Origin of the sequence: Novosphingobium huizhouense, assembly GCF_020179475.1 — a bacterium.
Taxonomy (GTDB): Bacteria; Pseudomonadota; Alphaproteobacteria; order Sphingomonadales; family Sphingomonadaceae; genus Novosphingobium; species Novosphingobium huizhouense.
This window is the reverse complement of the sequence record NZ_JAILXZ010000003.1, coordinates 249,192-275,402: the sequence shown is the minus strand read 5'-3', so window position 1 is coordinate 275,402 and position 26,211 is coordinate 249,192. Positions and strand designations below refer to the sequence as shown.

27 protein-coding genes and 1 tRNA gene are annotated in these 26,211 nt (G+C 70.1%); 12 read left to right on the top strand and 16 right to left on the bottom strand.

Going from position 1 to position 26,211, the window contains the following annotated elements:
• Window positions 1–35 precede the first annotated feature (35 nt).
• From K3A85_RS13250 to K3A85_RS13205, 10 genes are all read right to left on the bottom strand, one after another.
• Complete coding sequence (locus K3A85_RS13250; protein ID WP_225206997.1) at window positions 36–455, bottom strand: DUF3035 domain-containing protein; 420 nt, start codon at window positions 453–455, stop codon at window positions 36–38.
• The gene (gene lspA / locus K3A85_RS13245; RefSeq protein WP_225206996.1) at window positions 455–973 is read right to left on the bottom strand and encodes a signal peptidase II; all 519 of its coding nucleotides are present in this window, start codon (window positions 971–973) and stop codon (window positions 455–457) included. Before lspA ends, K3A85_RS13250 begins: the two co-directional genes overlap by 1 nt.
• Entirely contained in the window at window positions 970–3,834 is a 2,865-nt protein-coding gene (ileS, locus tag K3A85_RS13240) for an isoleucine--tRNA ligase (protein WP_225206995.1), read from the bottom strand. The genes lspA and ileS overlap by 4 nt, the downstream gene beginning before the upstream one ends.
• A gap of 96 nt (window positions 3,835–3,930) precedes the next feature.
• Window positions 3,931–4,851 (bottom strand): bifunctional riboflavin kinase/FAD synthetase, encoded by a 921-nt coding sequence (locus K3A85_RS13235; RefSeq protein ID WP_225206994.1) that lies wholly within the window; start codon window positions 4,849–4,851, stop codon window positions 3,931–3,933.
• On the bottom strand, window positions 4,848–6,041 hold the full coding sequence (locus K3A85_RS13230; protein WP_225206993.1) for a dipeptidase: 1,194 nt from the start codon (window positions 6,039–6,041) through the stop codon (window positions 4,848–4,850). Before K3A85_RS13230 ends, K3A85_RS13235 begins: the two co-directional genes overlap by 4 nt.
• Window positions 6,042–6,045: 4 nt before the next feature.
• A complete protein-coding gene (locus tag K3A85_RS13225; RefSeq protein WP_225206992.1) occupies window positions 6,046–6,549 on the bottom strand; it encodes a dihydrofolate reductase in 504 nt (167 codons plus the stop codon).
• Window positions 6,546–7,604: a 5-(carboxyamino)imidazole ribonucleotide synthase gene (locus K3A85_RS13220; RefSeq protein WP_225206991.1), complete on the bottom strand. Its 1,059-nt coding sequence runs from the start codon at window positions 7,602–7,604 to the stop codon at window positions 6,546–6,548. The genes K3A85_RS13225 and K3A85_RS13220 overlap by 4 nt, the downstream gene beginning before the upstream one ends.
• Window positions 7,604–8,089: a 5-(carboxyamino)imidazole ribonucleotide mutase gene (gene purE / locus K3A85_RS13215; protein WP_225206990.1), complete on the bottom strand. Its 486-nt coding sequence runs from the start codon at window positions 8,087–8,089 to the stop codon at window positions 7,604–7,606. Before purE ends, K3A85_RS13220 begins: the two co-directional genes overlap by 1 nt.
• A 28-nt stretch (window positions 8,090–8,117) precedes the next feature.
• Entirely contained in the window at window positions 8,118–8,804 is a 687-nt protein-coding gene (gpmA, locus tag K3A85_RS13210; RefSeq protein WP_225206989.1) for a 2,3-diphosphoglycerate-dependent phosphoglycerate mutase, read from the bottom strand.
• Between the two features lie 74 nt (window positions 8,805–8,878).
• Window positions 8,879–9,019, bottom strand: coding sequence for a hypothetical protein (locus K3A85_RS13205; protein ID WP_225206988.1), 141 nt, complete (start codon window positions 9,017–9,019; stop codon window positions 8,879–8,881).
• A gap of 128 nt (window positions 9,020–9,147) precedes the next feature.
• On the opposite strand from K3A85_RS13205, the gene K3A85_RS13200 reads away from it, so the two are divergent.
• Both K3A85_RS13200 and K3A85_RS13195 read left to right on the top strand, forming a co-directional pair.
• A tRNA-Thr gene (locus K3A85_RS13200) sits at window positions 9,148–9,222 on the top strand.
• A gap of 124 nt (window positions 9,223–9,346) precedes the next feature.
• Window positions 9,347–10,303 carry a PAS domain-containing protein gene (locus K3A85_RS13195; RefSeq protein WP_225206987.1) on the top strand — a complete coding sequence of 319 codons (957 nt, stop codon included), beginning with the start codon at window positions 9,347–9,349 and terminating at the stop codon, window positions 10,301–10,303.
• Here K3A85_RS13195 and K3A85_RS13190 read toward each other — a convergent pair.
• Window positions 10,300–10,590 (bottom strand): GNAT family N-acetyltransferase, encoded by a 291-nt coding sequence (locus K3A85_RS13190; protein ID WP_225206986.1) that lies wholly within the window; start codon window positions 10,588–10,590, stop codon window positions 10,300–10,302. The two genes, K3A85_RS13195 and K3A85_RS13190, sit on opposite strands and share 4 nt — an antisense overlap.
• Window positions 10,591–10,655: 65 nt before the next feature.
• On the opposite strand from K3A85_RS13190, the gene K3A85_RS13185 reads away from it, so the two are divergent.
• Complete coding sequence (locus K3A85_RS13185; RefSeq protein WP_225206985.1) at window positions 10,656–11,672, top strand: threonine aldolase family protein; 1,017 nt, start codon at window positions 10,656–10,658, stop codon at window positions 11,670–11,672.
• Complete coding sequence (locus tag K3A85_RS13180; protein WP_225206984.1) at window positions 11,669–12,580, top strand: DMT family transporter; 912 nt, start codon at window positions 11,669–11,671, stop codon at window positions 12,578–12,580. The genes K3A85_RS13185 and K3A85_RS13180 overlap by 4 nt, the downstream gene beginning before the upstream one ends.
• Here K3A85_RS13180 and K3A85_RS13175 read toward each other — a convergent pair.
• The gene (locus K3A85_RS13175; protein ID WP_225206983.1) at window positions 12,490–13,338 is read right to left on the bottom strand and encodes a Rossmann-fold NAD(P)-binding domain-containing protein; all 849 of its coding nucleotides are present in this window, start codon (window positions 13,336–13,338) and stop codon (window positions 12,490–12,492) included. The genes K3A85_RS13180 and K3A85_RS13175 overlap by 91 nt on opposite strands.
• A 57-nt stretch (window positions 13,339–13,395) precedes the next feature.
• Here K3A85_RS13175 and pepN point away from each other — a divergent pair, with 57 nt between their 5' ends.
• Both pepN and pgeF read left to right on the top strand, forming a co-directional pair.
• Window positions 13,396–16,017 carry an aminopeptidase N gene (gene pepN / locus K3A85_RS13170; RefSeq protein ID WP_225206982.1) on the top strand — a complete coding sequence of 874 codons (2,622 nt, stop codon included), beginning with the start codon at window positions 13,396–13,398 and terminating at the stop codon, window positions 16,015–16,017.
• Window positions 16,014–16,778 (top strand): peptidoglycan editing factor PgeF, encoded by a 765-nt coding sequence (gene pgeF, locus K3A85_RS13165; protein ID WP_225206981.1) that lies wholly within the window; start codon window positions 16,014–16,016, stop codon window positions 16,776–16,778. Before pepN ends, pgeF begins: the two co-directional genes overlap by 4 nt.
• Window positions 16,779–16,782: 4 nt before the next feature.
• Here pgeF and K3A85_RS13160 read toward each other — a convergent pair whose 3' ends face one another.
• From K3A85_RS13160 to galE, 3 genes are all read right to left on the bottom strand, one after another.
• Window positions 16,783–17,397 (bottom strand): HAD family hydrolase, encoded by a 615-nt coding sequence (locus tag K3A85_RS13160; protein ID WP_225206980.1) that lies wholly within the window; start codon window positions 17,395–17,397, stop codon window positions 16,783–16,785.
• Between the two features lie 113 nt (window positions 17,398–17,510).
• Window positions 17,511–17,636, bottom strand: coding sequence for a type B 50S ribosomal protein L36 (ykgO, locus tag K3A85_RS13155; protein ID WP_054122357.1), 126 nt, complete (start codon window positions 17,634–17,636; stop codon window positions 17,511–17,513).
• 72 nt (window positions 17,637–17,708) lie between these two features.
• Window positions 17,709–18,710 (bottom strand): UDP-glucose 4-epimerase GalE, encoded by a 1,002-nt coding sequence (gene galE / locus K3A85_RS13150; RefSeq protein ID WP_225207356.1) that lies wholly within the window; start codon window positions 18,708–18,710, stop codon window positions 17,709–17,711.
• A 167-nt stretch (window positions 18,711–18,877) separates the two neighbouring features.
• Here galE and K3A85_RS13145 point away from each other — a divergent pair, with 167 nt between their 5' ends.
• The 6 genes from K3A85_RS13145 to K3A85_RS13125 all read left to right on the top strand — a co-directional run bounded on the left by K3A85_RS13145 (window position 18,878) and on the right by K3A85_RS13125 (window position 25,694).
• Complete coding sequence (locus K3A85_RS13145; protein WP_225206979.1) at window positions 18,878–19,588, top strand: DUF4136 domain-containing protein; 711 nt, start codon at window positions 18,878–18,880, stop codon at window positions 19,586–19,588.
• Window positions 19,589–19,648: 60 nt separating this feature from the next.
• Window positions 19,649–20,245, top strand: coding sequence for a DUF4136 domain-containing protein (locus K3A85_RS13140; protein ID WP_225206978.1), 597 nt, complete (start codon window positions 19,649–19,651; stop codon window positions 20,243–20,245).
• Entirely contained in the window at window positions 20,242–21,372 is a 1,131-nt protein-coding gene (locus K3A85_RS13135) for a M14 family metallopeptidase (protein ID WP_225206977.1), read from the top strand. The genes K3A85_RS13140 and K3A85_RS13135 overlap by 4 nt, the downstream gene beginning before the upstream one ends.
• Window positions 21,373–21,402: 30 nt before the next feature.
• Window positions 21,403–21,537, top strand: a complete 135-nt coding sequence (locus K3A85_RS18055) for a hypothetical protein (RefSeq protein ID WP_263624853.1) — start codon at window positions 21,403–21,405, stop codon at window positions 21,535–21,537.
• 184 nt (window positions 21,538–21,721) lie between these two features.
• Entirely contained in the window at window positions 21,722–23,539 is a 1,818-nt protein-coding gene (locus K3A85_RS13130; protein WP_225206976.1) for a hypothetical protein, read from the top strand.
• A 79-nt stretch (window positions 23,540–23,618) separates the two neighbouring features.
• Window positions 23,619–25,694, top strand: coding sequence for a TonB-dependent receptor (locus K3A85_RS13125; RefSeq protein WP_225206975.1), 2,076 nt, complete (start codon window positions 23,619–23,621; stop codon window positions 25,692–25,694).
• Window positions 25,695–25,698: 4 nt separating this feature from the next.
• On the opposite strand, the gene K3A85_RS13120 is transcribed toward K3A85_RS13125, so the two are convergent.
• Window positions 25,699–26,208, bottom strand: coding sequence for a (2Fe-2S)-binding protein (locus K3A85_RS13120; RefSeq protein ID WP_225206974.1), 510 nt, complete (start codon window positions 26,206–26,208; stop codon window positions 25,699–25,701).
• Window positions 26,209–26,211: the final 3 nt, after the last annotated feature.

Genomic DNA, 26,211 nt, shown 5'->3' with positions numbered 1-26,211 from the left:
CGGGGTCTTTCGTTTCGGAACGCGCGAGGGAGGCTTCAGCCCTTGCCGGGCACGCTCGCCTGCGCCGAGGCGCCGTCGCCTTCGGGCGCGGCGAGGATCGACTGCACGCTCGCGCCCTTGGCGACGGTGCGCGTCTGCGGATCGCCCACGGTCGAGCGGATGCCCACCGCCGAGGCCCCGGCCTTGCCCAGCGCGTCGGTTTCGATCGCGCTGCGCGGGGCAGGGCCGCCGAACAGGGCGTCGAGCGCCTGCTTCGAGCTGTCGACATCCTGCGGGCGCGGCGCGCCGGGGTTGGGCGGCATCAGCGCGAAGTCGGGCGGCACCACCAGCGGCGCCTGGCGCGTCACCGCGAATTCGTCGGGACGCGAACGGTTGAACAGCGAACCGCCGGCGCCGCAAGCGGACAGCGCGCCCGATCCGAGCGCGAGCAGGCAGAGGGCGGCGGCTTTACGCATCAATTCGTCTCCGTGGGCACAGGATCGCTCGGGCCTCGCTTTTCGCGCGAAAGCAGCGAGCGGGCAAGCAGGAACAGGACGCCGACGGTGATCGCCGCGTCGGCAAGGTTGAAGATCAGGAACGGACGCCATTCGCCGATGTGGAAGTCGGCATAGTCGATGACGAAGCCGCCGGTCAGGCGGTCGCGGATGTTGCCGAGCGCGCCGCCAAGCACGAGGCCGAGCCCGAACACGTCCCAGCGCGAGGTCTCGCGCAGCAGCCAGACCAGCACGCCGGCCGCGATCAACGCGGTCACCGCGATCAGCGCGAGCCGCATCTCCGCCGAATTGGCGGTGAACAGGCCGAGCGAGACGCCGAAGTTCTGCGTGTAGCGCAAGTCGAAGAACGGCAGCAGCGGGATCGCCCCGACGTTCACCAGGTCGAGCGGGCCGGTGACGTACCACTTGACCAGCTGGTCGGCGACGAACACCGCCAGCGCCGCGGCGAGCCCGAACAGGCGCAGGCCGTTGCGGCTCATGCCGCGCCCACCGGGGCGCCAGCCGCGTCGATGCCGCCGACGACCTCTTCGCAGCGCGCGCACAGGTCGCCGTCTTCCGCGACTTCGGGAAGATGGCGCCAGCAGCGGCCGCACTTGTGGTCATCGGTTCGCGTCACGCTCACGCCGTCGCCCTGCCCGCGCACGACTGTCCCGGTGATGAACAGCTCGGCCAGGTCGGCCTGCGGCGCATCCTGCGGCACGGTGACGATGGCTTCGAGACCCGAGCCCAGCACCTTTTCCCGCCGCAGCGGCTCGATCGCCTCGTTGACGGTGGTGCGCAGCGCGCGCAGCGCGGTCCAGCGATCGAGGTCGACGGTCGAGACCGGCAGCTCCGGCCAGGTCAGCAGGTGCACGCTGCCGCCCTCGGGATAGCGCGCGCGCCACACTTCCTCGGCGGTGAACACCAGCACCGGCGCGGCATAGCGCACCAGCGCGTGGAACAGCACGTCGAGCACGCTGCGATAGGCGCGCCGCTTCGGGTCTGCGGCCGCGTCGCAATAGAGGCTGTCCTTGCGGATGTCGAAGAAGAAGGCCGACAGGTCCTCGTTGCAGAACTCGGTCAGCGCGCGGACATAGGTGTTGAAGTCGAAGTCCGAGACTGCGCGGGCGAGCGTCGCATCGAGCCGTTCGAGCAGCACCAGCATGTAGCGCTCGAGCTCGGGCATCTCGGCCACGGGCAGCCGCTCGGCCTCGTCGAAGCCGTCGAGCGCGCCGAGCAGGTAGCGGAAGGTGTTGCGCAGCTTGCGGTACTGGTCGGCGACGCCCTTGAGGATCTCGTCGCCGATGCGGTGGTCCTCGGTGAAATCGACCGACAGCGCCCAGAGCCGGATGATGTCCGCGCCGTTGGTCTCCATCACCTTCAGCGGATCGATGGTGTTGCCCAGCGACTTGGACATCTTCATGCCCTTGCTGTCCATGGTGAAGCCGTGGGTCAGCACCGCCTTGTAGGGCGCATGGCCGCGCGTGGCGCAGGATTCGAGCAGCGAGGACTGGAACCAGCCGCGATGCTGGTCGCTGCCTTCGAGGTAGAGGTCGGCGCGCGGACCGGTCCAGCCCGCGGGACGCAGCAGGTCGAGCCAGCGCCCGCTTTCGAGCACGAAGGCATGCGTGCTGCCGCTGTCGAACCACACGTCGAGAATGTCGGTGACCCGCTCGTAGTCGTCGGCCTTGTAGTCCGGCCCGAGGTACTCCTGCGCGCGCTCGTCGTCCCAGGCGTCGACACCCTCGGCAAGGATCGCCGCGACGATGCGCGCGTTCACGGCCGGATCGGCGAGGTACTGCCCGGTCTTGCGGTGCACGAACAGCGTGATCGGCACGCCCCAGGCGCGCTGGCGGGACAGCACCCAGTCGGGCCGGCCTTCGACCATCGCGCCGATGCGGTTGCGGCCCTTTTCGGGCACGAAGCGGGTCTCGGCAATCGCGGCGAGCGCGGTCTCGCGCAGGGTCTTCGCCTCGCCCACTTCGCGCAGCGCGGCCTCGAGCGGATCGACGCACTCGTCGTGCGCCAGCGGCAGCGGACGGTCCATCGGCACGAACCACTGCGGGGTGCAGCGATAGATCACCTTGGCCTTCGAACGCCACGAATGCGGGTAGGAGTGCTTGTAGTCGGCGCTCGCCGCGACGAGGCCGCCCGCCGCGCGCAGGTCCTCGCAGATCGGCCCGTCGGGGGCGTTGAACTTGGGGTTGATCACGCTGCCCTGGCCGCCGAGCCAGCCCCAGTCCTCGCGGTACTTGCCATCGCCCTGCACCGCGAACACCGGCTCGATGCCGTTTTCCTTGCACAGCGCGAAGTCGTCCTCGCCATGGTCGGGCGCCATGTGGACGAAGCCCGTGCCGGATTCGACCGTGACGAACTCGCCCGCCAGCATCGGCCGCGGCCGCGCGAAGAAATCGCCCAGGTGGTGCATCGGATGGCGCAGCTTCGCGCCTTCGAAGGCCACGCCCTTGATCATGAAGTGCAGGTCGTGGCTCTCGTGGCCGAGCCGCTGCATGAAGCCCGTCACCAGCGGCTCGGCGACGAGATAGCGCCGGCCGTCGGCCTCGATCAGGTGGTAGTCGATGTGCGGGCCATAGGCGACCGCCTGGTTGACCGGGATCGTCCACGGCGTGGTCGTCCAGATCACCACGTAGGCGCCGACGAGATCGGGATCGCCCGCCTCGATCACCTCGAAGGCTACGTCGATCTGGGTCGAGACGATGTCCTCGTACTCGACTTCGGCCTCGGCCAGCGCGGTCTTTTCGACCGGCGACCACATCACCGGCTTGGCCCCGCGATAGAGCTGGCCGCTTTGCGCGAACTTGAGCAGCTCGCCCACGATCGTCGCCTCGGCCTGGAAGTCCATCGTCAGGTACGGATGATCCCAGTCGCCCAGGATGCCGAGCCGCTTCAGCTGCTCGCGCTGCACGTCGACCCACTTCTGCGCATAGGCGCGGCACTCGGCGCGGAATTCCTTCGCCGGAACCTCGTCCTTGTTCTTCTTCTTCTTGCGGTATTCCTCCTCGACCTTCCACTCGATCGGCAGGCCGTGGCAGTCCCATCCGGGAACGTAAGGGGCGTCCTTGCCCAGCAGGCTCTGCGTGCGGCAGACCATGTCCTTGAGGATATGGTTCAGCGCATGGCCGATGTGCATGTCGCCATTGGCGTAGGGCGGGCCATCGTGGAGGATGAACTTTTCCGCCCCGGCGCGCGTGTCGCGCAAGGTGCGATAGAGATCCTGCTCCTGCCAGCGCGCGAGAATCCCCGGCTCCTTCTGCGGGAGCCCCGCCTTCATCGGGAAGTCGGTCTTCGGCAGGAAGACGGTCGGGCGGTAGTCCGGCTTTTCTGGGCGCTGGTCGGTCATAACCGCCGGGCCTTAGCGCCGAGAGGAACCTTGCGCAATTTGGATCGCATCGGGTCCGGCGCGGCCGCGCCCGTCGTCGGGCCTTGCGGCAGCCGCCTATGCCAGCAGCCGGCGCGCCTCGTCGCAGTCCTTGCCGATCTGCGCGATCAGCGCCTCGAGGCTGTCGTACTTCGCCTCGCCGCGCAGGAAGTGGCGGAACGCGACTTCGATTTCCTGGTCGTACAGGTCACCCGAAAAGTCGAAGAAGTGCGGCTCGAGCAATTCCTTGGGCGGCGTGAACTGCGGGCGGATGCCGATGTTGGCCGCGCCCTTGACCTCGCGGCCGTCGGGCAGGCGCGCGGTCACTGCGTAGACGCCGTAGGCCGGGCGCAGGTAGTTGCCCATGTCGAGGTTGGCGGTGGGGAAGTTCAATTGGCGCCCGACCTTGTCGCCGTGCTGGACGATCCCGCGCACCGCGAAGGGGCGGGTGAGCAGGCGCGCGGCGGTCTCGCAGTCGCCCGCCTGCAGCGCCTCGCGGATGCGGCTCGAGGAGACGACCTCGCCGCCTTCGAGCACCGGGCCGACCGCGCGCGCGCGCACGCCGCAGGTCGCGCCGACCTCGGCCAGCACGCGGACATTGCCGCCGCGCGCCTTGCCGAAGGTGAAGTCCTCGCCGGTCACCACGCCGCCCGCGCCGATGCGCTCGGCGAGCAGCTTGCCCACGAAGTCCTGGGCGCTCGTCCCGGCAAGCTCGCCGTCGAAGGCGAAGACCAGCATCGCCGCAGCCCCCGCGGCGGTGAACAGCTCCTCGCGCTGGTCGAGCGTGGTCAGGCGGAAGGGCGCGGCGTCGGGCTGGAAATGGCGCACCGGATGGGGATCGAACGTCGCCACGATCGCCGGGCGGCCCTCGGCGCGCGCCCAGGCCACGGCCTCGCCGACCACCGCCTGGTGGCCGAGGTGGAAGCCGTCGAAATTGCCCAGCGCGACGATCGCGCCGCGCAAGGGGTCGGGAACGGGATTGCGCGCATCGAGCCTCATCGCGCGACGCCATGCAACGGCACCATGCCCTGACGCAAGACGCGCACGGCATTGCCGCCCATCAGGGCGCGGATCTCGTCGTCGGAAAAGCCCTCGTCGATCAGCGCCTGCGTCACCTGTTCGAGCTGCGCGGTGTCGAAGCGCGTGGTGGTGGCGCCGTCGAAATCGCTGCCGAGCGCGACATGCTCGATGCCGACCAGGTCGCGCACGTGGCGCATCGCGCGGGCGATCGCGCGGGGCGAGGTGCTGCACACCGCCGCGTCCCAGTAGCCGATGCCGACCAGGCCGCCGGTGCGCGCCAGCCCGCGGATCTCGTCGTCGGTGAGGTTGCGGTTGACGTTGCAGGTCGCCTGCACGCCGCCGTGGCTCGACACCACCGGGCGACGCGCCATGGCAAGGACGTCGGCGACGCCGGCGTGGCTGAGGTGCGCGATGTCGACCACCATGCCCTTGTCTTCCATGGCGCGCACGATCTGCCGCCCGAACGGGGTCAGCCCGCCCTTCTTCAGGCCGTGCATCGAGCCTGCCAGCTCGTCGTCGAAGAAGTGCGTCAGGCTCGCCATGCGGAAGCCGGCCGCATAGAGCCGGTCGAGGTTCTGCGCCTTGCCTTCGAGATCGTGCAGCCCCTCGATCGACAGCAGCGCGCCGACCGGCACGCGCCGGTTGCCGCTGCGCGCGGCGAGCAGCGCGTCGAGCGAGGCGGGGTCGGTGACCTTGCGCAGCGCGCCGTTCGACTGCGCCGCCTGGCGGTCGAGCCGGGAGGCATGCCACAGCGAACGCTCGGCGAGCGAGGTCCAGGTGCGCGGCGGCTGCGCCTGCGCCACCACCAGCGCGGTGATGTTGTCGCTGTCGGCGCCGTTGGCGTCGTAGTTCTGGCCCTTGGGCGTCTTGGTCACGCTCGAGAACACCTGCAGCGCGACGTTGCCCGCTTCGAGCCGCGGCAGGTCGACATGGCCCTGCGCGGCCTTGTCGACAAGGTTGCGCTGCCACATCAGCGTGTCGGCGTGGAGGTCGACGATCGTCAGCGAGGCGTGGAGCGCGCGGGCATGGGCGGAGACGGGCAGCAGCGGCTTGCCGTCGATGCGGTTCATGCTCCGCTCGACCAGCGCCGGGAGCAGGCCGAACACGACGTAGCCCGCCAGCACGAGAAGGAATGCGAGGCCCCACGCCACGCGCCGCCCGATCGTCATGTCCTCAGCCCCTCTCCAGCGTCACGAAGTCGAAGCCCGGCCGGCCGTCCCGCGCCGGGTGGGGCTCGCGCTTCGTCTCGCGCCATGGCGCAGCGGGATAGGGCATCGTCGTGTCGCCGGCAAACGCGGCATGGACCTCGGTCAGCTCGATGCGGGTGGTGACCGGCTCGAACTGCGCGAAGACCTGCGCCCCGCCGATCACCGCGATGTCGCCGGGGCCTGCGCACCCGATCGCGTCGGCGAGGTCGTGGACCACCTCCGCGCCCGCTGCGCGCCATTCGCGGTCGCGGGTCAGGACGATGTGGCGGCGACCGGGCAGCAGGCCGGGAAGCGATTCGAAGGTCTTGCGGCCCATGATCATCGGCAGGCCCATGGTCAGCGCCTTGAACCGCTTGAGGTCTTCCGGGATGTGCCAGGCGAGCCGGCCCCCGTCGCCGATGGTGCCGTCGACGGCACGGGCGACGATCGCGACGATCGTGCGCGCCTTGCCCGCGGGGTCGCCGGTCACAGCACCAGCCGCGTCACGTGCCCCATCTTGCGGCCGGGGCGCACCGCCGCCTTGCCGTAGAGGTGGAGATGGTTGGCTTCGTCGGACAGGATCGCCGGCCAGTCGTGGGCATCGTCGCCGATCAGGTTGTCCATCACCGCGCCCCGCGCCGCCAGCGCGGTCGAGCCGAGCGGCAGGCCGCAGATCGCGCGGACGTGGTTCTCGAACTGGCTGGCGAGCGCGCCCTCGATCGTCCAGTGGCCCGAGTTGTGGACGCGCGGCGCCATCTCGTTGAACACCGGCCCCGCCTCGGTGGCGAAGAACTCGAGCGTCAGCACGCCCACGTAATGCAGTGCATCGGCCACCTGCCGCGCCAGCGCGCGCGCCTCGTCCACCTGCGCCAGGATCACCGGCGCGGCGGGCACGGTCGAGCGGTCGAGGATGCCCGCCTTGTGCACGTTCTCGGCGCTGTCCCAGAAGCGCACGTCGCCGTCGGCGCTGCGCGCGAGGATGACCGAGAACTCGGCGGCGAAGGTCACGAACCCTTCGTAGATCAGCGGCTTGGTCGGCAGGTCGAGCGCATCGGCCTCTTCGGCCGATCCGATCCGCCACTGGCCCTTGCCGTCGTAGCCGTCGCGCCGGGTCTTGAGGATGCCGGGCGCGCCGATGCGGGCGACGGCATCGAGCAGCTCGGCCTTGCTGTCGACCTTGGCCCAGGGGGCGGGGCGGCCGCCCAGCGCTTCGACGAAGGTCTTTTCGTTGACGCGGTCCTGCGCCACTTCGAGCGCGCGCGCCGGCGGATGCAGCGGCGCATGGGCGGTGACCGTCTGAAGCGGGGCGGCGGCAACGTTCTCGAATTCGTAGGTCACGACCGCGCAGGTTTGCGCAAAGGCGGCGAGCTTTTCGGTGTCGTCGTAGTGCCCTTGCGTGAACGCGGCGCAGACGTCGGCGGCGATCGAATCCGCTTCGGGCGCATAGACGTGGCAGCGATAGCCGAGGTTGGCCGCGGCGAGCGCGATCATCCGCCCGAGCTGGCCGCCGCCGAGGATGCCGATCGTCTCGCCGGGGGGAATCATCAGGCAGGCTTCTCCGCGACCGATTCGGTCTGCGCCGTGCGGAACGCGACCAGCCGCTCGGCAAGCCCGGCATCCGCGGTGGCGAGGATCGAGGCCGCGAGAATGCCCGCGTTGGTGGCCCCCGGCGCGCCGATGGCGAGCGTCGCCACGGGCACGCCGCCGGGCATCTGGACGATCGAGAGCAGCGAATCCATGCCCTTCAACGCCTTCGATTCGACCGGCACGCCCAGCACGGGAAGGTGCGTCATCGAAGCGACCATGCCCGGCAGGTGCGCAGCGCCCCCGGCGCCCGCGATCACCACCTTGAACCCTTCGAGGTGCGCGCCCTTGGCGAAGGCGACCAGCCGGTCGGGCGTGCGGTGCGCCGAAACGATGCGGCAATCGTGCGCGACGCCGAGCTTGTCGAGCACCGCGGCGGCGTTCTTCATCGTCTCCCAGTCGGACTGGCTGCCCATGACGATGGCGACTTCAGGCCGATCGCTCATGCCCCTCTTCCCCTTGGCGGTCCGGCGCTCAGCGCTCGGACAGGTAGTAGCGTTCGACTTCGGCGAGGTTGTCGTCAAGTTCGTAGACGATAGGCTGGCCGGTCGGGATCTCGAGCCCGGTGATATCCTCGTCGGAAATGCCCGACAGGTGCTTGACCAGCGCGCGCAAGCTGTTGCCGTGGGCCGAAACGATCACCGTCTCTCCGGCCTTCAGCGCGGGCGCGATCTTTTCCTCCCAGCACGGCAGCACGCGGGCGATGGTGTCCTTGAGGCTCTCGGTCGCGGGCACCGCGATCCCGGCATAGCGCGGGTCGGTCGAGAGATCGAATTCGCTGCCGGCCTCGAGCGGCGGCGGCGGCGTGTCGAAGCTGCGGCGCCAGATCTTGACCTGGTCCTCGCCGTGCTTGGCGGCGGTCTCGGCCTTGTCGAGCCCGGTCAGCCCGCCGTAGTGCCGCTCGTTCAGGCGCCAGTCCTTGTCCTCGGGGATCCACAGGCGACCGGCCGCCTCGAGCGCGAGGTGCAGGGTCTTGATCGCGCGGGTCTGGAGCGAGGTGAAGGCCAGCGTCGGCAGCACGCCCTTGTCCTTGAGCAGCCGGCCCGCCGCGAGGGCCTCGCCCGCGCCCTTCTCGGTCACGTCCACGTCCCACCAGCCGGTGAAGCGGTTTTCGAGGTTCCACTGCGACTGGCCGTGGCGGATCAGGATCAGGCGGGGCATCGGTGCTCCTGCAAAGGACGGATGAATCTCTTCGGGGGTGCCCCTAACCGCAGGGCGGCGCTTTGGAAAGGGAGTCAGCCCTCGGCAGGGGGCGGTGGGGGCGAATCGGGTCCGGCTTCGAGCGCGCGGGCCTGCGCCTTGCGCCGACGCAGGTTCTCGCGCAGGCGCGCAGCGAGCCGTTCCTCGCGGCCGGCCTTGGGGTTTGGCTCGTTCATCGCCACTGCTTTGCCGCGTCGGCGGATTTGCTGCAAGGCCGCGCTTGACAAAGCGGGGCCTCGCCGCCAAAGCGCGCCCCTGCCCGCCGCCGGCGTGTCCGGCACGGCGCGGCAGACGGAAATGGTGTGCTGCTGTAGCTCAGTGGTAGAGCGCATCCTTGGTAAGGCTGAGGTCGGGAGTTCAATCCTCCCCAGCAGCACCATTTCCCCTCCCTCCAGCGCGATCGGGATGATTTCCCTAACGTTCGGCATATTCCGGCGCTGCTTACCCACGATTATTGTCCCGTTCCCGAAACTCTTCCACGACTTCTGGATTGGGCGTGCGGAATGCTGACGAAGGCTTCACTCAGTCCCGAAAGCCTTGCTGCCGTGATGGAGCAGAGTTCGGACTGCGTGAAACTTCTCGATCGCAACGGACGGCTGCTGTGGATGAACCCCAACGGCCAGTGCGCGATGGAGGTCGACGACTTCAGCACGATCGAGGGCCGCGACTGGGAAGCGTTGTGGCCCAGTGAGACATCGGACACGATCCGCAAGTCCTATGTTGCGGCACAGACGGGCGCCGCGCGCTTCCAGGCGTTCTGTCCCACGGCGCGGGGTACGCCGAAGTGGTGGGACGTCAGCGTCTCGATGGTCCGCGACGCAGCGGGCGAGCCGGTCGGCTACCTCTCGGTCTCGCGCGATGTGACGCAGAGCGAGACCGATCGGGAGGCGCTGCGCATCCTCAATGCCGAGATGCGCCATCGGCTGAAGAACAGCTATGCCATGGTCTGCAGCCTTCTGCAGGGCCTGGCCCGGGGCGATCAGCACCTTGGCGCGTTTGCCAGCGATATGCAGCGCCGCATCACCGCACTTTCCGCCGCGCAGTCGCTGTTCGACGGGCCCGAGGGCAACGGCGATATCGCCGGGCTGCTCGATGCGCTGGTGCGGCCATTCGTGGGAATCTGCGAAATCGCCCTTCGCATAGAACCAGGGCTCGAAGCAGATCGTCGGGCGATCGACGCAATCGCCCTGGTCGTCGGCGAGCTCGTCGTCAACTCGACCAAGCATGGCGCGATCGGGCACGGCGGCAGCTTGAAGATCGATGCCTGCCGCACTGCGCCGTCCGGCGACATCGCGATAGGCTGGCGCGAGCAGTCCCGACGCAAGGTGCAGGCGCGGGCGCGTGAAGGCGGGCAGGGGCTTTCGCTGATCGACCGCATCGTCAAGGCACGCAAGGGTACGCTCGCTATCGACTGGCGCGAGGACGGGCTCGACGCCCGCCTCGTGCTCAACCCCAGCTAGGCGCGCAGGTCCGCCCATTCGGGGTGGCGCTGGAACGCGGCGGCGACGTAGCTGCATTGCGGCGCGATCTTCCAGCCGAACTTGCGCGCATCCGCGATCAGCGCCTCGACCAGCTTGCCCGCGACCCCGCGTCCGCCGATCTCGGTCGGCACCAGCGTGTGGTCGGCGATCAGCACGTCGCCCTGCCGCTGGTAGGTCAGCCGCCCGATCGCCTCGGCGCCTTCGACCCGGGCGTGGTATTCGCCGCGCGCGCCCTGGTCGAGATGGGTGATGGTGACGTCTGCCATGGCTCGGGTTCCTTGTTGCTCGTGCATGCTTGACCGCCAACGCGGGGCGTCCCAAGCGGTATCCCATGAAATTCTTCTCCGACAACGCGGCCGCCGTCCATCCCCGCGTCTGGAAGGCGCTGCACGACGCTGATCAGGCCGATGCCGCCTATGACAACGACGCCCTCAGCCAGAAGCTCGACGAAGCCTTCGCGGCGCTGTTCGGCACCGAATGCACCGCGCTGTGGGTGGCGACCGGCACTGCCGCCAACTGCCTCGCGCTCGCCGCGATGGTCCCCCCGCACGGCGGCGTGGTCTGCCACCGCGAGGCGCACATCGAAGTCGACGAGGGCGGCGCGCCGGGCTTCTTCACCCACGGCGCCAAGCTGATGCTGGCCGATGGCGAAGGCGCGAAGCTGACCCCGCAAGCCGTGCGCGGGGTGATCGATCCGATCCGCGCCGACGTCCACCAGGTCCAGCCGCACGCCATCTCGATCACCCAGGCGAGCGAGTACGGTCGCGCCTATGCCCCGCGCGAGGTCGCGGCGCTGGGCAGCCTCGCCGCCGAACGCGGGCTCGGCCTGCACATGGACGGCGCGCGCTTCGGCAATGCCGTCGCCCACCTCGGCTGCCGGCCCGCCGAAGTGACCTGCGAGGCGGGGGTTTCGGCGCTGTCGTTCGGCTTCGTCAAGAACGGGGGCATGAACGCCGAGGCGCTGGTGTTCTTCGAGCCGGGCCTTGCCGACGTGGTGCGTTACCGCCGCAAGCGGGCCGGGCACCTGCAGTCCAAGGGGCGCTATCTGGCGGCGCAAGTCCTCGCGATGCTCGAGCGCGACCTCTGGCTCGACAATGCGCGCGCCGCCAATGCCGCGGCGCAGGAGATCGGCGCTGCGGCGGGCGACCGGCTGATCCAGCCGGTCGAGGCGAACGAGGTTTTCGTCGTGCTGTCGCCCGCCGAACAGGACGCGCTGCGCTCGCAGGGCTTCGATTTCTACGACTGGCCCGCGCCGGCCGAGGCGCCGGGCGCGGCGCGGCTGGTGACCGCGTGGAACAGCGATCCCGTGCACGTCGCCGCGCTCGCCCGCGCCATCGCCGCGCTGTGAGCGCGCCGGGCGAACACGGGTGGACTGCGCGCGCGATCGGCGGCTTTGCCTTGATCACGCTGGTCTGGGGCTCGACCTGGCTGGTGATCAAGGACCAGGTCGGCAGCGTGCCGCCGAGCTGGTCGGTGGTCTGGCGGTTTGCTCTCGCCTGCATCGGCATGTTCGCGCTCGCCCGCCTGCGCGGCGAACCGCTGAAGCTGGGCGCTGCCGGCCAGCGGCTTGCCGTGCTGGTCGGCGTGCTGCAGTTCTGCCTCAATTTCCAGTTCGTCTATCGCGCCGAGCAGTACCTGACCTCGGGGATCGTGGCGGTGCTGTTCGCGCTGCTGATGGTGCCCAACGCGCTGCTCGCGCGCCGTTTCCTGGGGCAGCGCATCACCCGCGGCTTCTTGACGGGATCGGCCATCGCGCTCTCGGGGATCGCGCTGCTGTTGCTCCACGAATACCGGCTGGCCCCGCCCGGCGCGCAAGTGCCGCTGGGCGTTGCCTTCACCCTTGTCGCGCTGCTCAGCGCCTCGGCCGCCAACGTGCTCCAGGCAGGGCCGCAAGCGCATCGCCATTCGCCGGTCTCGCTGCTCGCCTGGGCGATGCTGTGGGGCGTGCTCGCCGACCTCGTGGTCGCGCTGGCGCTCTACGGCGCGCCGCGGTTCGAGCCGCGCCCCGCCTACTTCGGCGGGATCGCCTACCTTGCGCTGATGGGCTCGGTGCTGACCTTCCCGATCTATGCACGGCTGCTGCGCGATCTCGGCCCCGGCCGCGCCGCCTATTCGAGCGTGATCATCCCGGTCGTGGCGATGCTGCTTTCCACGCTGTTCGAAGGCTACGAATGGTCGCTGCTCGCGGCCGCCGGATCGGTGCTGGTCGCGGCGGGGCTGGTCGTCGCGTTGAGGGCGCGCAGGCCTTCGCGGTAGTCGGGATAGGCGGGCCTCCAGCCGAGCAGGCGCTTGGCCTTGCCGTTCGCGACGCGCCGATTCTCCGCATAGAAGGCGAGCGCCATCGGCGAGAGTTGCGCCTCCTCCAGCGTCTGCAGCGGCGGCGGGACGCGGCCCAGCAGCCGCGCGGCTTCCTCGATCACCGCGTTCTGGCTCGACGGCGCGTCGTCGGCGAGGTTGTAGACGCCCGGCGGACCCGAAAGCGCGGCGACCACGCCCGAGACGATGTCGGCGACGTGGACCCGGCTGAACACCTGCTCGGGCAGGGCGATGCGGTGGGCGCGGCCCTCGGCCACGCGCTCGAGCGCGCTGCGCCCGGGTCCGTAGATCCCCGGCAGGCGGAACACGCGAACCCGCGGGCCCAGCGCCTGCCAGGCGCGGTCGGCCTCGACCCGCGCCGTGCGCCGGCCGCCCCCGATCGGCGCGGCCTCGTCGACCCAGGCCCCGCCGACGTCGCCATAGACCCCGGTCGAGGAGAGATAGCCGATCCACCGGCCCGGCCAGCGGCGCAGCGCGGCGCCATAGGCATCGAGCACCGGATCGCCGCCGGCGCGGTCGGGCGGCACCGAGGAGAGGACATGGCTCGCCTGCGCCAGCGCGGCCTCGACGGCCTCGGCGTCGGCAAAGTCGAGGTCGCCGTTGCGGCCGGTGCCGGTCACGCGCCAGCCTTGCGCGCGCAGGCGGGCGGCCAATGCCGCCGCCGTGTAGCCCATCCCGAAAATCAGCATGTTTTGCATGGATTTGACCTTATCGCGAATTGCCCCTTCGGCAACCGCTCCCTAAGTCGGGAAACGATGACCGATCTTTCGAACAGCCCGCCCCTCCCTGCCGCCCCCGGCGTGATCAATCGCGCCGATTATCGCCCGCCGGCCTGGCTGGTGCCCGAGATCGCGCTCGATTTCGCGCTGGCGCTCGATGCGACGCGGGTGCGCAGCACGATCCGGGTGGAGGCCAACCCCGCCGGCGAGCCGAGCTCGCTCCTGCGGCTCAACGGCGACGGCCTTGCCGCGCGCGAGGTGCTGGTCGACGGGCAGGCGCACAACGACTGGCGGATGGACGGGGGCGACCTGCTGATCGACCTGCCCGGCGCCGCCCACGAGATCACGATCGAGACGCTGATCGACCCCTCGGCCAATACCCAGCTGTCCGGCCTCTATGCGAGTGGCGGCATGCTGTGCACCCAGTGCGAGGCCGAAGGTTTCCGCCGCATCGCCTTCTTCCCCGACCGCCCCGACGTGCTCTCGGTCTATTCGGTGCGCATGGCCGGCGACAAGGCGGCGTTCCCGGTGCTGCTCGCGAACGGCAACCCGGTGGCGAGCGGCGAGAACGCTGATGGCACGCACTGGGCCGAATGGCACGATCCCTGGCCCAAGCCCTCGTACCTGTTCGCGCTGGTCGCCGGCGACCTCGTCGCCACGCGCGACCGCTTCGTCACGCGTTCGGGCCGCGCGGTCGATCTCGCGATCTGGGTGCGCCAGGGCGACGAGACGCGGACCGGCCACGCCATGCGCAGCCTGATCGCCTCGATGAAGTGGGACGAGGAGGCCTATGGCCGCGAATATGACCTCGACCTGTTCAACATCGTCGCGGTGTCCGACTTCAACGCCGGCGCGATGGAGAACAAGGGCCTCAACATCTTCAACACCCGCTACATCCTCGCCGATCCCGAGACCGCGACCGATGCGGACTACGACGCGATCGAAAGCGTGGTCGCGCACGAATATTTCCACAACTGGTCGGGCAACCGGGTGACCTGCCGGGACTGGTTCCAGCTCAGCCTCAAGGAAGGCTTCACCGTGCTGCGCGACCAGCAGTTCAGCGCGGCGATGGGCAGCGCGCCGGTCAAGCGGATCGAGGACGTGCGAATCCTGCGCGCGGCCCAGTTCCCCGAGGATTCGGGTCCGCTGGCGCATCCGATCCGGCCGGACTCCTATCAGGAAATCAGCAACTTCTACACCGCGACGGTCTACAACAAGGGCGCCGAGGTGATCCGCATGATGACCGTGCTGGCCGGGCTCGAGCGCTTCCGCAAGGGCACCGACCTCTATTTCGAGCGCCACGACGGCGAGGCCGCCACCTGCGAGGACTTCGTCCGCGCGATCGAGGATGGCGCCGGGCTCGATCTCGCCCAGTTCCGCCGCTGGTATGCGCAGGCCGGCACGCCGCGCGTCGAAGTGTCGCTCACCCACGCGGGCGGGACGGCCAGGGTGACCCTGCGCCAGACCGTGCCGCCCACGCCCGGCCAGCCCGACAAGCTGCCGATGGTGATCCCGCTGCGCGCCGCGCTGTTCGACCGCACCAGCGGCACGCATCGCGGCGAGGAACTGCTGGTGCTGACCGAAACCGAGCAGAGCTGGACCTTCGACGGCTTTGCCGAGCCGCCGGTGCTCTCGATCAACCGGGGCTTCTCGGCGCCGGTCGCGATCAGCTCGCCGGCATCGAGCGCCGACCTGCTGTTCCTTGCCAAGCACGACGACGATCCCTTCGCGCGCTACGAGGCGATGCAGCAGCTCGTCGTCCAGCACCTCGTCGCCGCGGTCGAAGGCCGGCTCGGCGAGAGCGAGCGCGACGCGGGCCGTCGCGCGATCGGCGATGCGATTGCCGCGGTGCTGGCCGATCCGGCGCTCGACGACCTGATGCGCGGCGAGCTGCTGATCCTGCCGGGCGAGGCCTATCTCGCCGAGCAGATCCCGGCGGTCGACCCGAGCCGGGTGCACGACGAGCGCGAGGCGCTGAAGGCGTGGCTCGGCGCGGCGCTCGGTGCGCAGTGGCGGGCGCTCCACGACCGTTGCAGCGCGGTCGCCTACGGACTCTCGGCCGAATCGCGCGGTGCGCGCAAGCTCAAGACGCTGGCGCTGGTGTTCCTCGCCGCGGCCGACCCCGCGGACGCCGCCGCGCGTGCCAAGCGCCAATACGATGCCGCCGACAACATGACTGACCGCCAGGGCGCGCTGATGGTGCTGTGCGGGCTCGAGGCGCCCGAGCGCGCGGCCGCGCTGGCCGACTTCCACGACCGCTTCGCCGGCAACATGCTGGTGATCGACAAGTGGTTCTCGCTCCAGGCCGGCTCGCTTCACCCCCGGGCGATCGAGCATGTCAAGGCGCTGGCCGGGCATCCCGACTTCACCCTGACCAATCCCAACCGGGTGCGGGCGCTGTACATGACCTTCGCCGCCAACGCCGGGGCGTTCCACGCGGCGGATGGCGAAGGCTACCGGTTGCTGGCCGACCTGATCGTCCGGCTCGACCCGATCAACGGCAACGTCGCGGCCCGCTGCGTGCCGCCGCTGGGGCGCTGGCGCAAGGTCGAGCCGCAGCGCGCCGCGCTGATGCGCGCGCAGCTCGAGCGGATCGCGGCGGTGCCCGACCTCTCGCGCGACGTGCGCGAGCAGGTGACGCGGAGCCTCGAGGGGTGAGCGATGCGGTCGAGGCCCTGACGCACGAATCGCTCGCCGGGGCGGCGCACGGCTTCCTCGGCCGCAGCGGGGGCGTGAGCGAAGGGCTTGCCGCCGGGCTCAACGTCAGCTTTGCCGAGGACGACCCGGCGCATACGGCGGAGAACCGCCGGCGCGTCGTCGCGGCGGTCCTGCCCGGCGCCCGGCTGGCGTGCTGCTACCAGGTCCATTCGCCCGACGTCGTCGCCGTGACCGAACCGTGGGACGACGGCGCGCGGCCGCATGCCGATGCGCTCGTCACCGATCGGCCGGGACTGCTGCTCGGCGTGCTCACCGCCGATTGCGCGCCGGTGCTGTTCCACGATGCGCGCGCCGGCGTGGTCGGCGCAGCGCATGCCGGGTGGAAGGGCGCGCTCGGCGGGGTGACGGACGCGACACTCGCCGCGATGGAAGCGCTCGGCGCGCGGCGGGCCGACGTGGCCGCGGTTGTCGGCCCGTGCATCGCCCAGCGCAGCTACGAGGTCGACGAAGGCTTCGAACGCCGCTTCGGCGAGGCAGACCCCGCCAACCAGCGCTTCTTCCGCGCCGGCCGGCCGGGCCACGCCTGGTTCGATCTCGAAGGCTATGTCGCCGAACGCCTGCGCGCGGGCGGCATCGGCCGGGTCGCGATGCTGGGGCAGGACACGTACGCGCAGGAAGAGCGGTTCTATTCGTTCCGCCGCGCGACGCACCGCGGCGAGGCGAGCTATGGCCGGCAGATCTCGGTGATCGGCTTGCGCTAAGGGGCTAGCGCAGCAGGCCGAGGCGGACCATGTCCGCCTCGAGCGCGGCGGCATCGCCGGTGAAGTGGTGCACCTGCCAGCCGAGTTCGGCAGCCGCCGCGATATTGGCGGCGTTGTCGTCGATGAACAGCATCGCCTGCGGCGGATGACCGAAGCGGCGCGCGGCGAGTTCGAAGATCGCCGGGTCCGGCTTCACCAGCTTTTCGGCGCCCGATACGACGATGTCGCCGAAGTGGTCGAGGATCGGGAAGGTCGGGCGGAACAGCGCGAAGGCCTCGGCGCCGAAGTTGGTGATAGAGAATTGCGGCACGCCTGCTGCGCTCAGTCGCTCGACCAGCGGGTGCGTGCCCTCGATCGGCCCCGGCACCGAATCGAGCCAGTGCGTCACGTAGCGTTCGATCAGCGCGGCATGCTGGGGGAATTCGGCGATTCGCTGCGCGACCATCTCGGCCCACGGCACGCCGGCGTCGTGCTGGCCGTGCCAGGCCTCGCTCACCACCTCGCGCACGAAGGCCGCCCGCTCGGCGGGGGCGGGCAGGACGTCGCGATAGATCCGGGCGAGGTCCCACTGCACCAGCACCCGGCCGATGTCCCAGACCACGGCGTCGACCTCGGCCATCCTCGTCGCTCCTTCCCGCAAACGAAAACGCCCCCGCCGGCAGGCGAGGGCCTCGTGCCTTCAAGCAAGGCGACCGCGCTGCGCCGGCTCCGCCAGGCGGAGCCGAACCGCAATCAGCCCTGGCGGGCCTTGAAGCGCTTCTGGGTCTTGTTGATGACGTAGGTGCGGCCGCGACGACGGATCACGCGGTTGTCCCGGTGACGATCCTTGAGCGACTTCAGGCTGTTGCGAATCTTCATGTCGAATCCCTTTGCCCGAAGCGACCGGGCCGAAAATTGAAGCCGCGCCATTACCGGTCAGCCCGGGCGAAGTCAACCTTGCCCGCGGATTTCGGTAAGCTTGCGCTCCCAGGCCAGCGCATGGGCGACGATCGTCTCGAGATCGGCGTAGCGCGGCACCCACGGCAGGGTCGCCTTGATCCGCCTGTTGTCCGAGATCAGCGAATCGGGATCGCCCGCGCGGCGGCCCTCCATCCGGCGCTCGATCGTGCGGTTGGTGACGCGGTCGACCGCATCGAGCACCTCGAGCACCGAGAACCCACGCCCGTAGCCGCAGTTCATCGTCAGCGAGCGCGCCGGCTGTTCGATCAGCGCCTCGAGCGCCAGCACGTGCGCGGCAGCGAGGTCGGACACGTGGATATAGTCGCGCACCCCGGTGCCGTCGGGGGTGGCGTAGTCGGTGCCGAACACGCTGACGCCGTCGCGCTTGCCGAGCGCCGCCTCCACCGCGACCTTGATCAGGTGCGTCGCGCCCGCGGTCGACTGGCCGGTGCGCGCCTGCGGATCGGCGCCGGCGACGTTGAAGTAGCGCAGCGCGCAGTAGTTGAGCGGATGCGCCCGGGCGGTATCGGCCAGCATCGTCTCGGTCATCAGCTTGGACATGCCGTAGGGGTTGATCGGCGCCTGCGGGCTGTCCTCGGTCACCGGCGAGACTTCGGGGATGCCGTAGGTCGCCGCCGTCGAGGAAAAGATGAAGTGGGCGACGCCGGCGCGCACCGCCGCCTCGATCAGCGCGCGGCTCTTGGCGGTGTTGTTGTGGTAGTACTTGAGCGGGTTCTCGACCGATTCGGGAACGATGATCGAGCCGGCGAAGTGCATGATCGCCCGGCACCCCTGCTCGGCGAAGATCCGCGCGAGGAGATCGCCGTCCTCGATGTCGCCTTCGTAGAGCGGGACGTCTTCGGGGATGGCGAAGCGGAAGCCGGTGGTCAGGTTGTCGATCACCGCCACCTGCCAGCCCGCATCCTTGAGCGCGAGCACGGCGTGGCTGCCGATATAGCCGGCCCCGCCGGTCACGAGCACTGGAACCTTCATCACGGCGAATCACCCCCGGTTGTCGCGTGCCTCTTCGCACTAGCAGCATAAAGGGCGGGTGAAAGCGGCGAAGGGACCCGCGGCCGACGCGCGTTCATGGCAATGACAGCGCGCGCGGGGCACGGGCGATGTCGGGATCGCTTCACACCAACCGGAAACCGCCAGCCATGACCAGCCGCGCAATTCTCTCCGCAGTCCTTGCCGTCTCCGCGGCCATCCCCGCGCTCGCGACGCCCGGGCTCGCCGGCGCCCAGCCCTTTCCGGGCGACGGCCCGATGGGATCGCGCTGGGACCGCGCCGACCGGCTCGGGCAGGGCGAGCGGCAGGCGGCCGAACCGGCCAAGCGCGTCGAGGTGACCGCCTTCCGCGCCGCCGATGCTGGCGATCGTCTGGGCCGCGGCCGGATCGTCGTCGCCGCGCTGTCGGGCGGTGAGGAGGCCGGCGATGCCGACTGGAAGCTGCCGGTCTACGAAGCGGCGGTCGTCGACGAACTGGCGCGCAAGGGCTACGACACCGCGACCGCGCAGGACCCGGGCCAGGTGGTGCAGGTCGGCGTCAGCCATCGCACGGTGGTCCCCGCCGAAGCGCCGCACCGGCCGATCAGCGGCGCGATGAGCACCACCATCTCGAATCGCGGCAGCGGCTACGGGCTCGCGCTCAACGTCGATCTGTCGAAGCCGCGCAAGGCGATCGTCGAGACCCGGCTCGACGTGCGCATCCGCGACAAGGCGAGCGGCGCGACGCTGTGGGAGGGTCACGCCGAGGCGCAGAACCGCGAAGGCGACGACGGCCTGGACAACGGCGCGGTGGCCGGGCGCCTCGCCTCGGCGCTGTTCGCGAAGTTTCCCGAAGGCCAGGTCGTCACCGCTAGCCAATGACATTGCAGGCGGGGCGATGAGCGCCATATCCTCCCCGATCAATTCGTGAAGGACACGACCATGCCCCGCCTGCCGTCGCCCGCCCTTGCCTTGACCCTCGCGCTGGCGTGCGCCGCCCCCGCGACCGCCGCGCCGGTCGAGGTGACGCGCTTCCACACGCCCGAGACGATCGCGCTGCTCGGCCGCGGCGCGGTCTTCGTCACCGGCGCTGCGGGGACCGACCCGCAGTCGCTCCAGGCGGCGCCGTGGATCGAGGCGGTGGCGCGCGAGCTTGGCGCGCAGGGCTGGGGCTTCGCCACCGCGGGCGCGGCGGACCGCGTGGTCGAGGTCCGGCTCGAGCAGGAGACCGTGCGGCACGACCGCGCGCGCGGACCGGTCTCGGTCGGCGTCGGCGGTTCGACCGGCGGCTGGAACAGCGGGGTGGGTCTGGGCGTCGGGTTCAACCTCGGCGGCGGACCGAAGGACATGGTCCACACCCTGCTCGGCGTGGTGATCCGCGACCGCGCCAGTGGCCGCGCGCTCTGGGAAGGCCGGGCCGAAGCCGCCGAGAAGGCCGGGGCGGCGACCGGGCGGACCGAGCTTCTCTCGCGCCGCATGGCGCATGCGCTGTTCGAAGGCTTTCCCGGGCGCTCGGGCGATACTATCAGGGTGAAATGACGCTTCACATCGACGCCGCTTTCGACAGCGGGAACATCGAGGTCCTGTCCATCGACGGCGACACCGCGACGCTGGCGATCCGCAAGGACCACCAGTCGGACTTCTTCCAGTGGTTCCACTTCCGGGTGTCGGGCGCCGAAGGCCGCGCGCTGACCTTGCGCATCACCGGGCTCGGCGCCTCGGCCTATCCCGGCGGCTGGCCCGGCTATCGCGCGGTGGTGAGCGAGGATCGCGAGTTCTGGGGCCGCGCCGAGACCGCGTACGACCCGGCCGAGGACGGCGGCACGCTGACGATCCGCCACACGCCCGTCGGCCCCGCCTGGTTCGCCTATTTCGCCCCCTATTCGCTCGAGCGCCATGCCGACCTCGTGGCGCAGGCCGCGCAAGGGGAAGGCGTGACGCACCGGGTTCTCGGCCGCAGCCTCGACGGACGCCCGATCGACTGCCTCGAACTGGGGGAGGGACCGGTGCAGGTCTGGCTCTATGCCCGCCAGCATCCGGGCGAATCGATGGCGGAATGGTGGATGGAAGGCGCGCTCGACCTGCTGACCGATCCCGCCGACCCGCACGGGCGCGCGCTGCGCCGCCGCTGCACCTTCCACGTCGTGCCCAACATGAACCCCGACGGCTCGGTGCGCGGACACTTGCGCACCAATGCTGCGGGCGTGAATCTCAACCGCGAATGGGCCGATCCGACGGCGGAGCGCTCGCCCGAAGTGCTCTGCGTGCTCGAGGCGATGAAGGCGACCGGGGTCGACTTCGCGATGGACGTCCACGGCGACGAGGCCATCCCCCACGTATTCCTCGCAGGGTTCGAGGGAATCCCGGGCTGGACCGAGACGCTGGGCGAGGGGTATCGCCGCTATCGCGCGATCCTCGCGCGGCGCACGCCCGACTTCCAGACGCGGCACGGCTATCCCGAGGCGCGGCCCGGCACGGCCAACCTCGCGATGTCGACCAATCAGCTTGCCGAGCGCTTCGGCGCGGTGTCGATGACGCTCGAGATGCCCTTCAAGGACAACGACGACCTGCCCTGCGCGGCGCAAGGGTGGAGCCCCGAACGCTCGAAGCTGCTCGCGCGCGACTGCCTCGGCGCGCTGTACGAATGGCTCGGCGAGCGCGAGTGATTTTTACGCGGCGTTAACGCGCGTGGGTGCATGCCCGCAGGCATGGTCCACGCGCTCGCCCTTCGTACCGTTCCGGCCATCGCCGTCTCCGACCGTGTGCGCAGCGCCTTCGTGCTGAGCTGCGCCGCGGCGCTGATCCTCGCGGGCAAGGCGCTTCCGTTCTGATCCCGGCGCCCTGCTTCGGCAGGTTACGGAGCGTTCGGCGGCCGATGCGGATTAACCCGTAGGGGTCGCTCCACCCGGCCTTCGCCATCTTCGTGGTTGATGCAGCCCACGCCCGCTCGGGCGCAAGGCAGTCAACCGGACGGGCGCACAAGGCAGGATGGCACGGACACCGCAAGCGGCAGGCGTGAAAGGCGAACCGTCGCGCAGGCGCAAGCCGCGGGCGGTCGAACTGCCACCGGTGCCGCCCCTCTCGGCCATGCCGGTCAAGCAGGCCATGCCCGCCGTGGCGGCGGCCGGGGAAGCCGCTGCCGATCCGGTCGACCTTTTCGCGGCAGCAACGGTCGAACCCGACCCGCCCGCGAGCAAGCCTGCAGGGTTCGACCTCGACGACCTGCTGGGCGATCTCGGGGCCGCCGAACCGCCTGCCGCCGCGCCTCCTGCCGAGGCCCCGCCTGCCGACGCCCTGCCCTCGGCGCCCGAGGTCGATCCGCTGGAGGACATCCTGGCGGAGCTTCCCGCTGCGGCGCCGGTCGAGGTCGATCCGCTGGACGATATCCTGGCGGAGCTATCCCCCGCTGCGCCGGTCGAGGTCGATCCGCTGGAGGACATTCTGGCGGAGCTTCCCGCTGCTGCACCGGTCGAGGTCGATCCGCTGGAGGACATTCTGGCGGAGCTTCCCCCTGCGGCGCCGGTCGAGACCGATCCGCTGGACGACATCCTGGCGGAGCTATCCCCTGCGGCGCCGGTCGAGACCGATCCGTTGGAGGACATCCTGGCGGAGCTTCCCACCGCTGCGCCGGTCGAGACCGATCTGCTGGACGACATCCTCGCCGAGCTTCCCTCCGCGGCGCCGGTGGAAGCCGACCCGCTCGACGATATTCTTGGCGAACTCCCCGGCCCGGGCGTCCCGCCGGCGCAGACGCCCGCGGCGGTCGATCCGCTGCAGGACATTCTCGGTGACCTGCCCGCGCCTGCCGCCGAATCCGTCGCGACCGACGACGACGATCTACTCGGCGACATCCTCGGCGAGCTGCCGCAGGCGCCGGTGGCGCAACCCGCGGTCGAGAGTTTGGGCGCCGCAGGCGCGGGCGACGATGGCGCCGCGCTCGCCGCCGACCCCGCCAGGGGAGAAGCACCCGGTCCTGCCTCGCTCGACATGGACGACCTGCTGGGCGAGATCGTCGCGCCACCCGACGACGCCGTCGGCGACGGCGAAGGTGGCAGCGGTGGCGCCGCCCCCTCGCAGGCCGGGGAAGGCGACACCGCGCCGGCGCGCAAGCGGCGCCTGCCCAGCGTGGCGCTGTCGCCCGCCGTGCGGCGGAGCGGCGCGGTCGGGCTGTGCCTGGCAGCAACCCATGCGCTGGCGTTCTGGCTGGGCACCTTGTCGCACCTCGCCGCCAATCCCGAAGGCCCGGTGGCCGGCGAAAGCGAGCGCGCCGCCGTCGAGGAAGCCGAGCCCGAGGGAATCGAGCGCTATGCCGGCAAGGAGATCGATGCCCGGGTCGACGGCAAGACACTGTTCGAGGACGAGGAATTCCGCACCGCGGTCGACGAACTGGTCGGCGGGCAGGAAGCGGGCGAAGCCATCGCCGAGCTCGCGCCGAAGATCCACGCGACGCAGCCGATCGTGCGCAAGGACGGAAAGCTCGCCGTGCGCGGGTGCAATCCCAGGAGTTGCGGTCTCGAGAACCTGACGGTCTCGTTCGCGCTGGCGAGCAAGACCGTGCAGATCTGCGCCACCCGCGGGGTCGGCGACCCGCCCGACGCGACATCGACGCTCTACGACGAGGAGGGCGCGCGCGAGGTCGAATCTTGCGAGGGCTATCCGCACCCGCCGCCGCGACGCTCCGCCGCGCGCGCGCCGGTGGACGCCGAGCCCGACGATCCCGCCGACATCACCTTCAAGGCCGGTGGCGAGGACAAGCGCTCGATCAGCGAGCGGATCCAGGAGGAGCTCGCCAAGCTGCGCGACGCCAAGCGCCGCAAGCACCCCTACGAATAAGTTCTGCGACCGATTCGCAATTATTCTTGCGATTGAGAACGACTCGCATTAACGGCCCCTGACGAAAGGGGAACTGTTGATGATCCGTACCGCCGTCCTGCTCGCAGGCACCGCACTCCTCACGCCCGCGCTCGCGCATGCCGATGAAGCCGTGGCCGGCAGCGAAGGCCGCGTCGCGATCGTCGTCACCGGCAAGGCCGATGGCTACCGTCCCGAGGACGCCAATGCCATCAAGACCCCGACGCCGCTGGTCGACGTGCCGCAGAGCGTGGCCGTGCTCACCCGCGAGCAGCTCGACGACCAGGCCGTCACCCAGCTCGGCGAGGCGCTGCGCTATGTCCCGGGCGTGGTGCTCGGTCAGGGCGAGGGCCACCGCGACCAGGTCAACCTGCGTGGCCAGAACACCACCGCCGATTTCTACCTCGACGGCCTGCGCGACGACACGCAGTACTACCGCTCGCTCTACAACATCGAGCGCGTCGAAGTGCTCAAGGGCGCCAATGCGCTGCTGTTCGGCCGCGGCGGCGGCGGCGGTGTCGTCAATCGCGTCAGCAAGACTCCGGACATCGACAAGGCGAAAGGCGCGGCCAGTGCAGGCGTCGACACCTTCGGCGCGTTTTCGATCGCAGGCGATCTCAACCAGCCGCTCGGCAGCAATCTCGGCGCGCGGCTCAACGCGACCTACGAGGAGTTCCGCAACCACCGCCAGGCCTTCGACGGCCGTTTCATCGGCGTGAACCCGACGCTCGCGTTCCAGCCCGACGCCGACACCCGCGTCGAGCTGTCGTACAACTACGATGACGACGAGCGCACCACCGATCGCGGCGTTCCTTCGATCAACGGAGGACCGCTAAAGGGCTACGACGACACCTTCTTCGGGTCCGAGGCGCTCAACATCGCCCGCGTCAAGGCGCACATCGCGCAGGCCCGGCTCGACCACCAGCTCGCCGACAACCTGACCTTCAACGTGATCGGCCAGTACAGCCACACCGACAAGTACTATGGCAACCTCTTCGCCGGGAGCGCCGTCGATCCGGTGACGAAGACCCTCACGCTGTCGGGTTACTCGAGCGCCACCGAGCGCGAGAGCTGGATCGGCCAGACCAACCTCGTCTGGGAAGGCCGTACCGGCCCGATCGGCCACACGCTGCTCGCCGGCTTTGAAGTATCGAAGCAGGACACCGCCGGACTGCGTTTCGATCCGAGCTTCGCAGGCGGGGGCACGACCGCGGTGGTGACGCTGGCGAAGGACCTCGTCGTCCCGGCGGCGACCCTCACCGCCAACCGTCGCGCGACCGAGAGCTCGGTCGACACCTGGTCGGCCTATCTCCAGGACCAGGTCGAACTGGCGCCGTTCCTCCAGATCATCGGCGGCGTGCGCTACGACCAGTTCAAGATCGCCGGGGCGGTCAATGGCGTGGGCGCGAAGCGCACCGACCGCAAGTGGTCGCCGCGCGCGGGCGTGATCCTCAAGCCGCGCAAGGAAATGTCGCTCTACGCCAGCTTCACGCGCAGCTTCCTGCCGCAATCGGGCGACCAGTTCGGCTCGCTCGATGCAACGCAGGCAACGCTCGATCCCGAGCAGTTCGAGAACATCGAGGCGGGCCTGAAGTGGGACCTCCACGCCAATCTCGCCTTCACCGCGGCGGTCTATCGCCTGACCCGCGACAACACGCGGTTCAACAACCCGGTGACCGGCCTCGCCGAGCTGTCCGGTCGGACCCGCGCCCAGGGCGTCGAACTGTCGCTCGCCGGCCGGATCCTGCCGCAGTTGCAGACGAGCCTCGGCCTCGCCTGGCAGGAAGGCGAAGTGCGCTCGGCGACGGCTTCCGCCCCCGCTGGTCGCAAGCTCGCGCAGTTGCCGAATTTCCAGGCCTCGGCCTGGACGCGCTACGACGTGACGAAGCGCTTCGGCCTCGGCCTCGGGCTGACGCACCAGTCCTCGATGTTCACCACGATCAGCAATGCGGTGCGCCTGCCCGCGTGGACCCGCGTCGACACCGCCGCGTTCTTCGACGTGAACGACCGCCTGTCGCTGCAGCTCAATGTCGAGAACCTGTTCGACACCGACTATTTCCCGTCGGCGCACACCGACAACAACATCACCACCGGCAAGCCGCTCAACGCGCGCCTGACCGTCCGGGCGAAGTTCTGATCGCCTAGAGTCCCGGCGTTGTCGCGGTCTGCGGTGCAGGCAGCGGCACGCCGGGCTCCTCGCCCCGCAGGATCCGGCCGGCGCGCTGGATCGCGCGGGTGAGGCGCGGATAAGTGCCGCAGCGGCAGATGTTGGTGATCGCGCTCGCAATGTCGCCATCGGTCGGACTGGCGTTGCGGGCGAGCAGCGCCGCGGCCGCCATCACCAGGCCCGGCGTGCAGAAGCCGCACTGGATCGCCTGCTCGGCCACCAGCGCCTGCTGCACCGGATGGCTGCGATCGGGGGACAGGCCCTCGATGGTGGTGACGCTGCGGCCCTCGGCCTCGCCCAGCGACAGCGTGCAGCTCGGCATCGCCTGTCCGTCCACGATCACCATGCAGGCCCCGCACTCGCCGGTGCCGCAACCATACTTGGCGCCGGTCAGGTTGGCCGCATCGCGCAGCGCCCAGAGCAGCGGCGTATCGGGTTCGAGCCGGATCTCGAGTGGCTGGTTGTTGACCGTGAGCTGCGCCATCGC

Excerpts from the sequence above, each read along its gene's own strand:
- K3A85_RS13250 (WP_225206997.1), bottom strand. The coding sequence starts at position 455 with ATGCGTAAAGCCGCCGCCCTCTGCCTGCTCGCGCTCGGATCGGGCGCG.
- lspA (WP_225206996.1), bottom strand. The coding sequence starts at position 973 with ATGAGCCGCAACGGCCTGCGCCTGTTCGGGCTCGCCGCGGCGCTGGCG.
- ileS (WP_225206995.1), bottom strand. The coding sequence starts at position 3,834 with ATGACCGACCAGCGCCCAGAAAAGCCGGACTACCGCCCGACCGTCTTC.
- K3A85_RS13235 (WP_225206994.1), bottom strand. The coding sequence starts at position 4,851 with ATGAGGCTCGATGCGCGCAATCCCGTTCCCGACCCCTTGCGCGGCGCG.
- K3A85_RS13230 (WP_225206993.1), bottom strand. The coding sequence starts at position 6,041 with ATGACGATCGGGCGGCGCGTGGCGTGGGGCCTCGCATTCCTTCTCGTG.
- K3A85_RS13220 (WP_225206991.1), bottom strand. The coding sequence starts at position 7,604 with ATGATTCCCCCCGGCGAGACGATCGGCATCCTCGGCGGCGGCCAGCTC.
- purE (WP_225206990.1), bottom strand. The coding sequence starts at position 8,089 with ATGAGCGATCGGCCTGAAGTCGCCATCGTCATGGGCAGCCAGTCCGAC.
- gpmA (WP_225206989.1), bottom strand. The coding sequence starts at position 8,804 with ATGCCCCGCCTGATCCTGATCCGCCACGGCCAGTCGCAGTGGAACCTC.
- K3A85_RS13205 (WP_225206988.1), bottom strand. The coding sequence starts at position 9,019 with ATGAACGAGCCAAACCCCAAGGCCGGCCGCGAGGAACGGCTCGCTGCG.
- K3A85_RS13195 (WP_225206987.1), top strand. The coding sequence starts at position 9,347 with ATGCTGACGAAGGCTTCACTCAGTCCCGAAAGCCTTGCTGCCGTGATG.
- K3A85_RS13190 (WP_225206986.1), bottom strand. The coding sequence starts at position 10,590 with ATGGCAGACGTCACCATCACCCATCTCGACCAGGGCGCGCGCGGCGAA.
- K3A85_RS13185 (WP_225206985.1), top strand. The coding sequence starts at position 10,656 with ATGAAATTCTTCTCCGACAACGCGGCCGCCGTCCATCCCCGCGTCTGG.
- K3A85_RS13175 (WP_225206983.1), bottom strand. The coding sequence starts at position 13,338 with ATGCAAAACATGCTGATTTTCGGGATGGGCTACACGGCGGCGGCATTG.
- pepN (WP_225206982.1), top strand. The coding sequence starts at position 13,396 with ATGACCGATCTTTCGAACAGCCCGCCCCTCCCTGCCGCCCCCGGCGTG.
- K3A85_RS13160 (WP_225206980.1), bottom strand. The coding sequence starts at position 17,397 with ATGGCCGAGGTCGACGCCGTGGTCTGGGACATCGGCCGGGTGCTGGTG.
- ykgO (WP_054122357.1), bottom strand. The coding sequence starts at position 17,636 with ATGAAGATTCGCAACAGCCTGAAGTCGCTCAAGGATCGTCACCGGGAC.
- galE (WP_225207356.1), bottom strand. The coding sequence starts at position 18,710 with ATGAAGGTTCCAGTGCTCGTGACCGGCGGGGCCGGCTATATCGGCAGC.
- K3A85_RS13145 (WP_225206979.1), top strand. The coding sequence starts at position 18,878 with ATGACCAGCCGCGCAATTCTCTCCGCAGTCCTTGCCGTCTCCGCGGCC.
- K3A85_RS13140 (WP_225206978.1), top strand. The coding sequence starts at position 19,649 with ATGCCCCGCCTGCCGTCGCCCGCCCTTGCCTTGACCCTCGCGCTGGCG.
- K3A85_RS13135 (WP_225206977.1), top strand. The coding sequence starts at position 20,242 with ATGACGCTTCACATCGACGCCGCTTTCGACAGCGGGAACATCGAGGTC.
- K3A85_RS18055 (WP_263624853.1), top strand. The coding sequence starts at position 21,403 with ATGCCCGCAGGCATGGTCCACGCGCTCGCCCTTCGTACCGTTCCGGCC.
- K3A85_RS13125 (WP_225206975.1), top strand. The coding sequence starts at position 23,619 with ATGATCCGTACCGCCGTCCTGCTCGCAGGCACCGCACTCCTCACGCCC.
- K3A85_RS13120 (WP_225206974.1), bottom strand. The coding sequence starts at position 26,208 with ATGGCGCAGCTCACGGTCAACAACCAGCCACTCGAGATCCGGCTCGAA.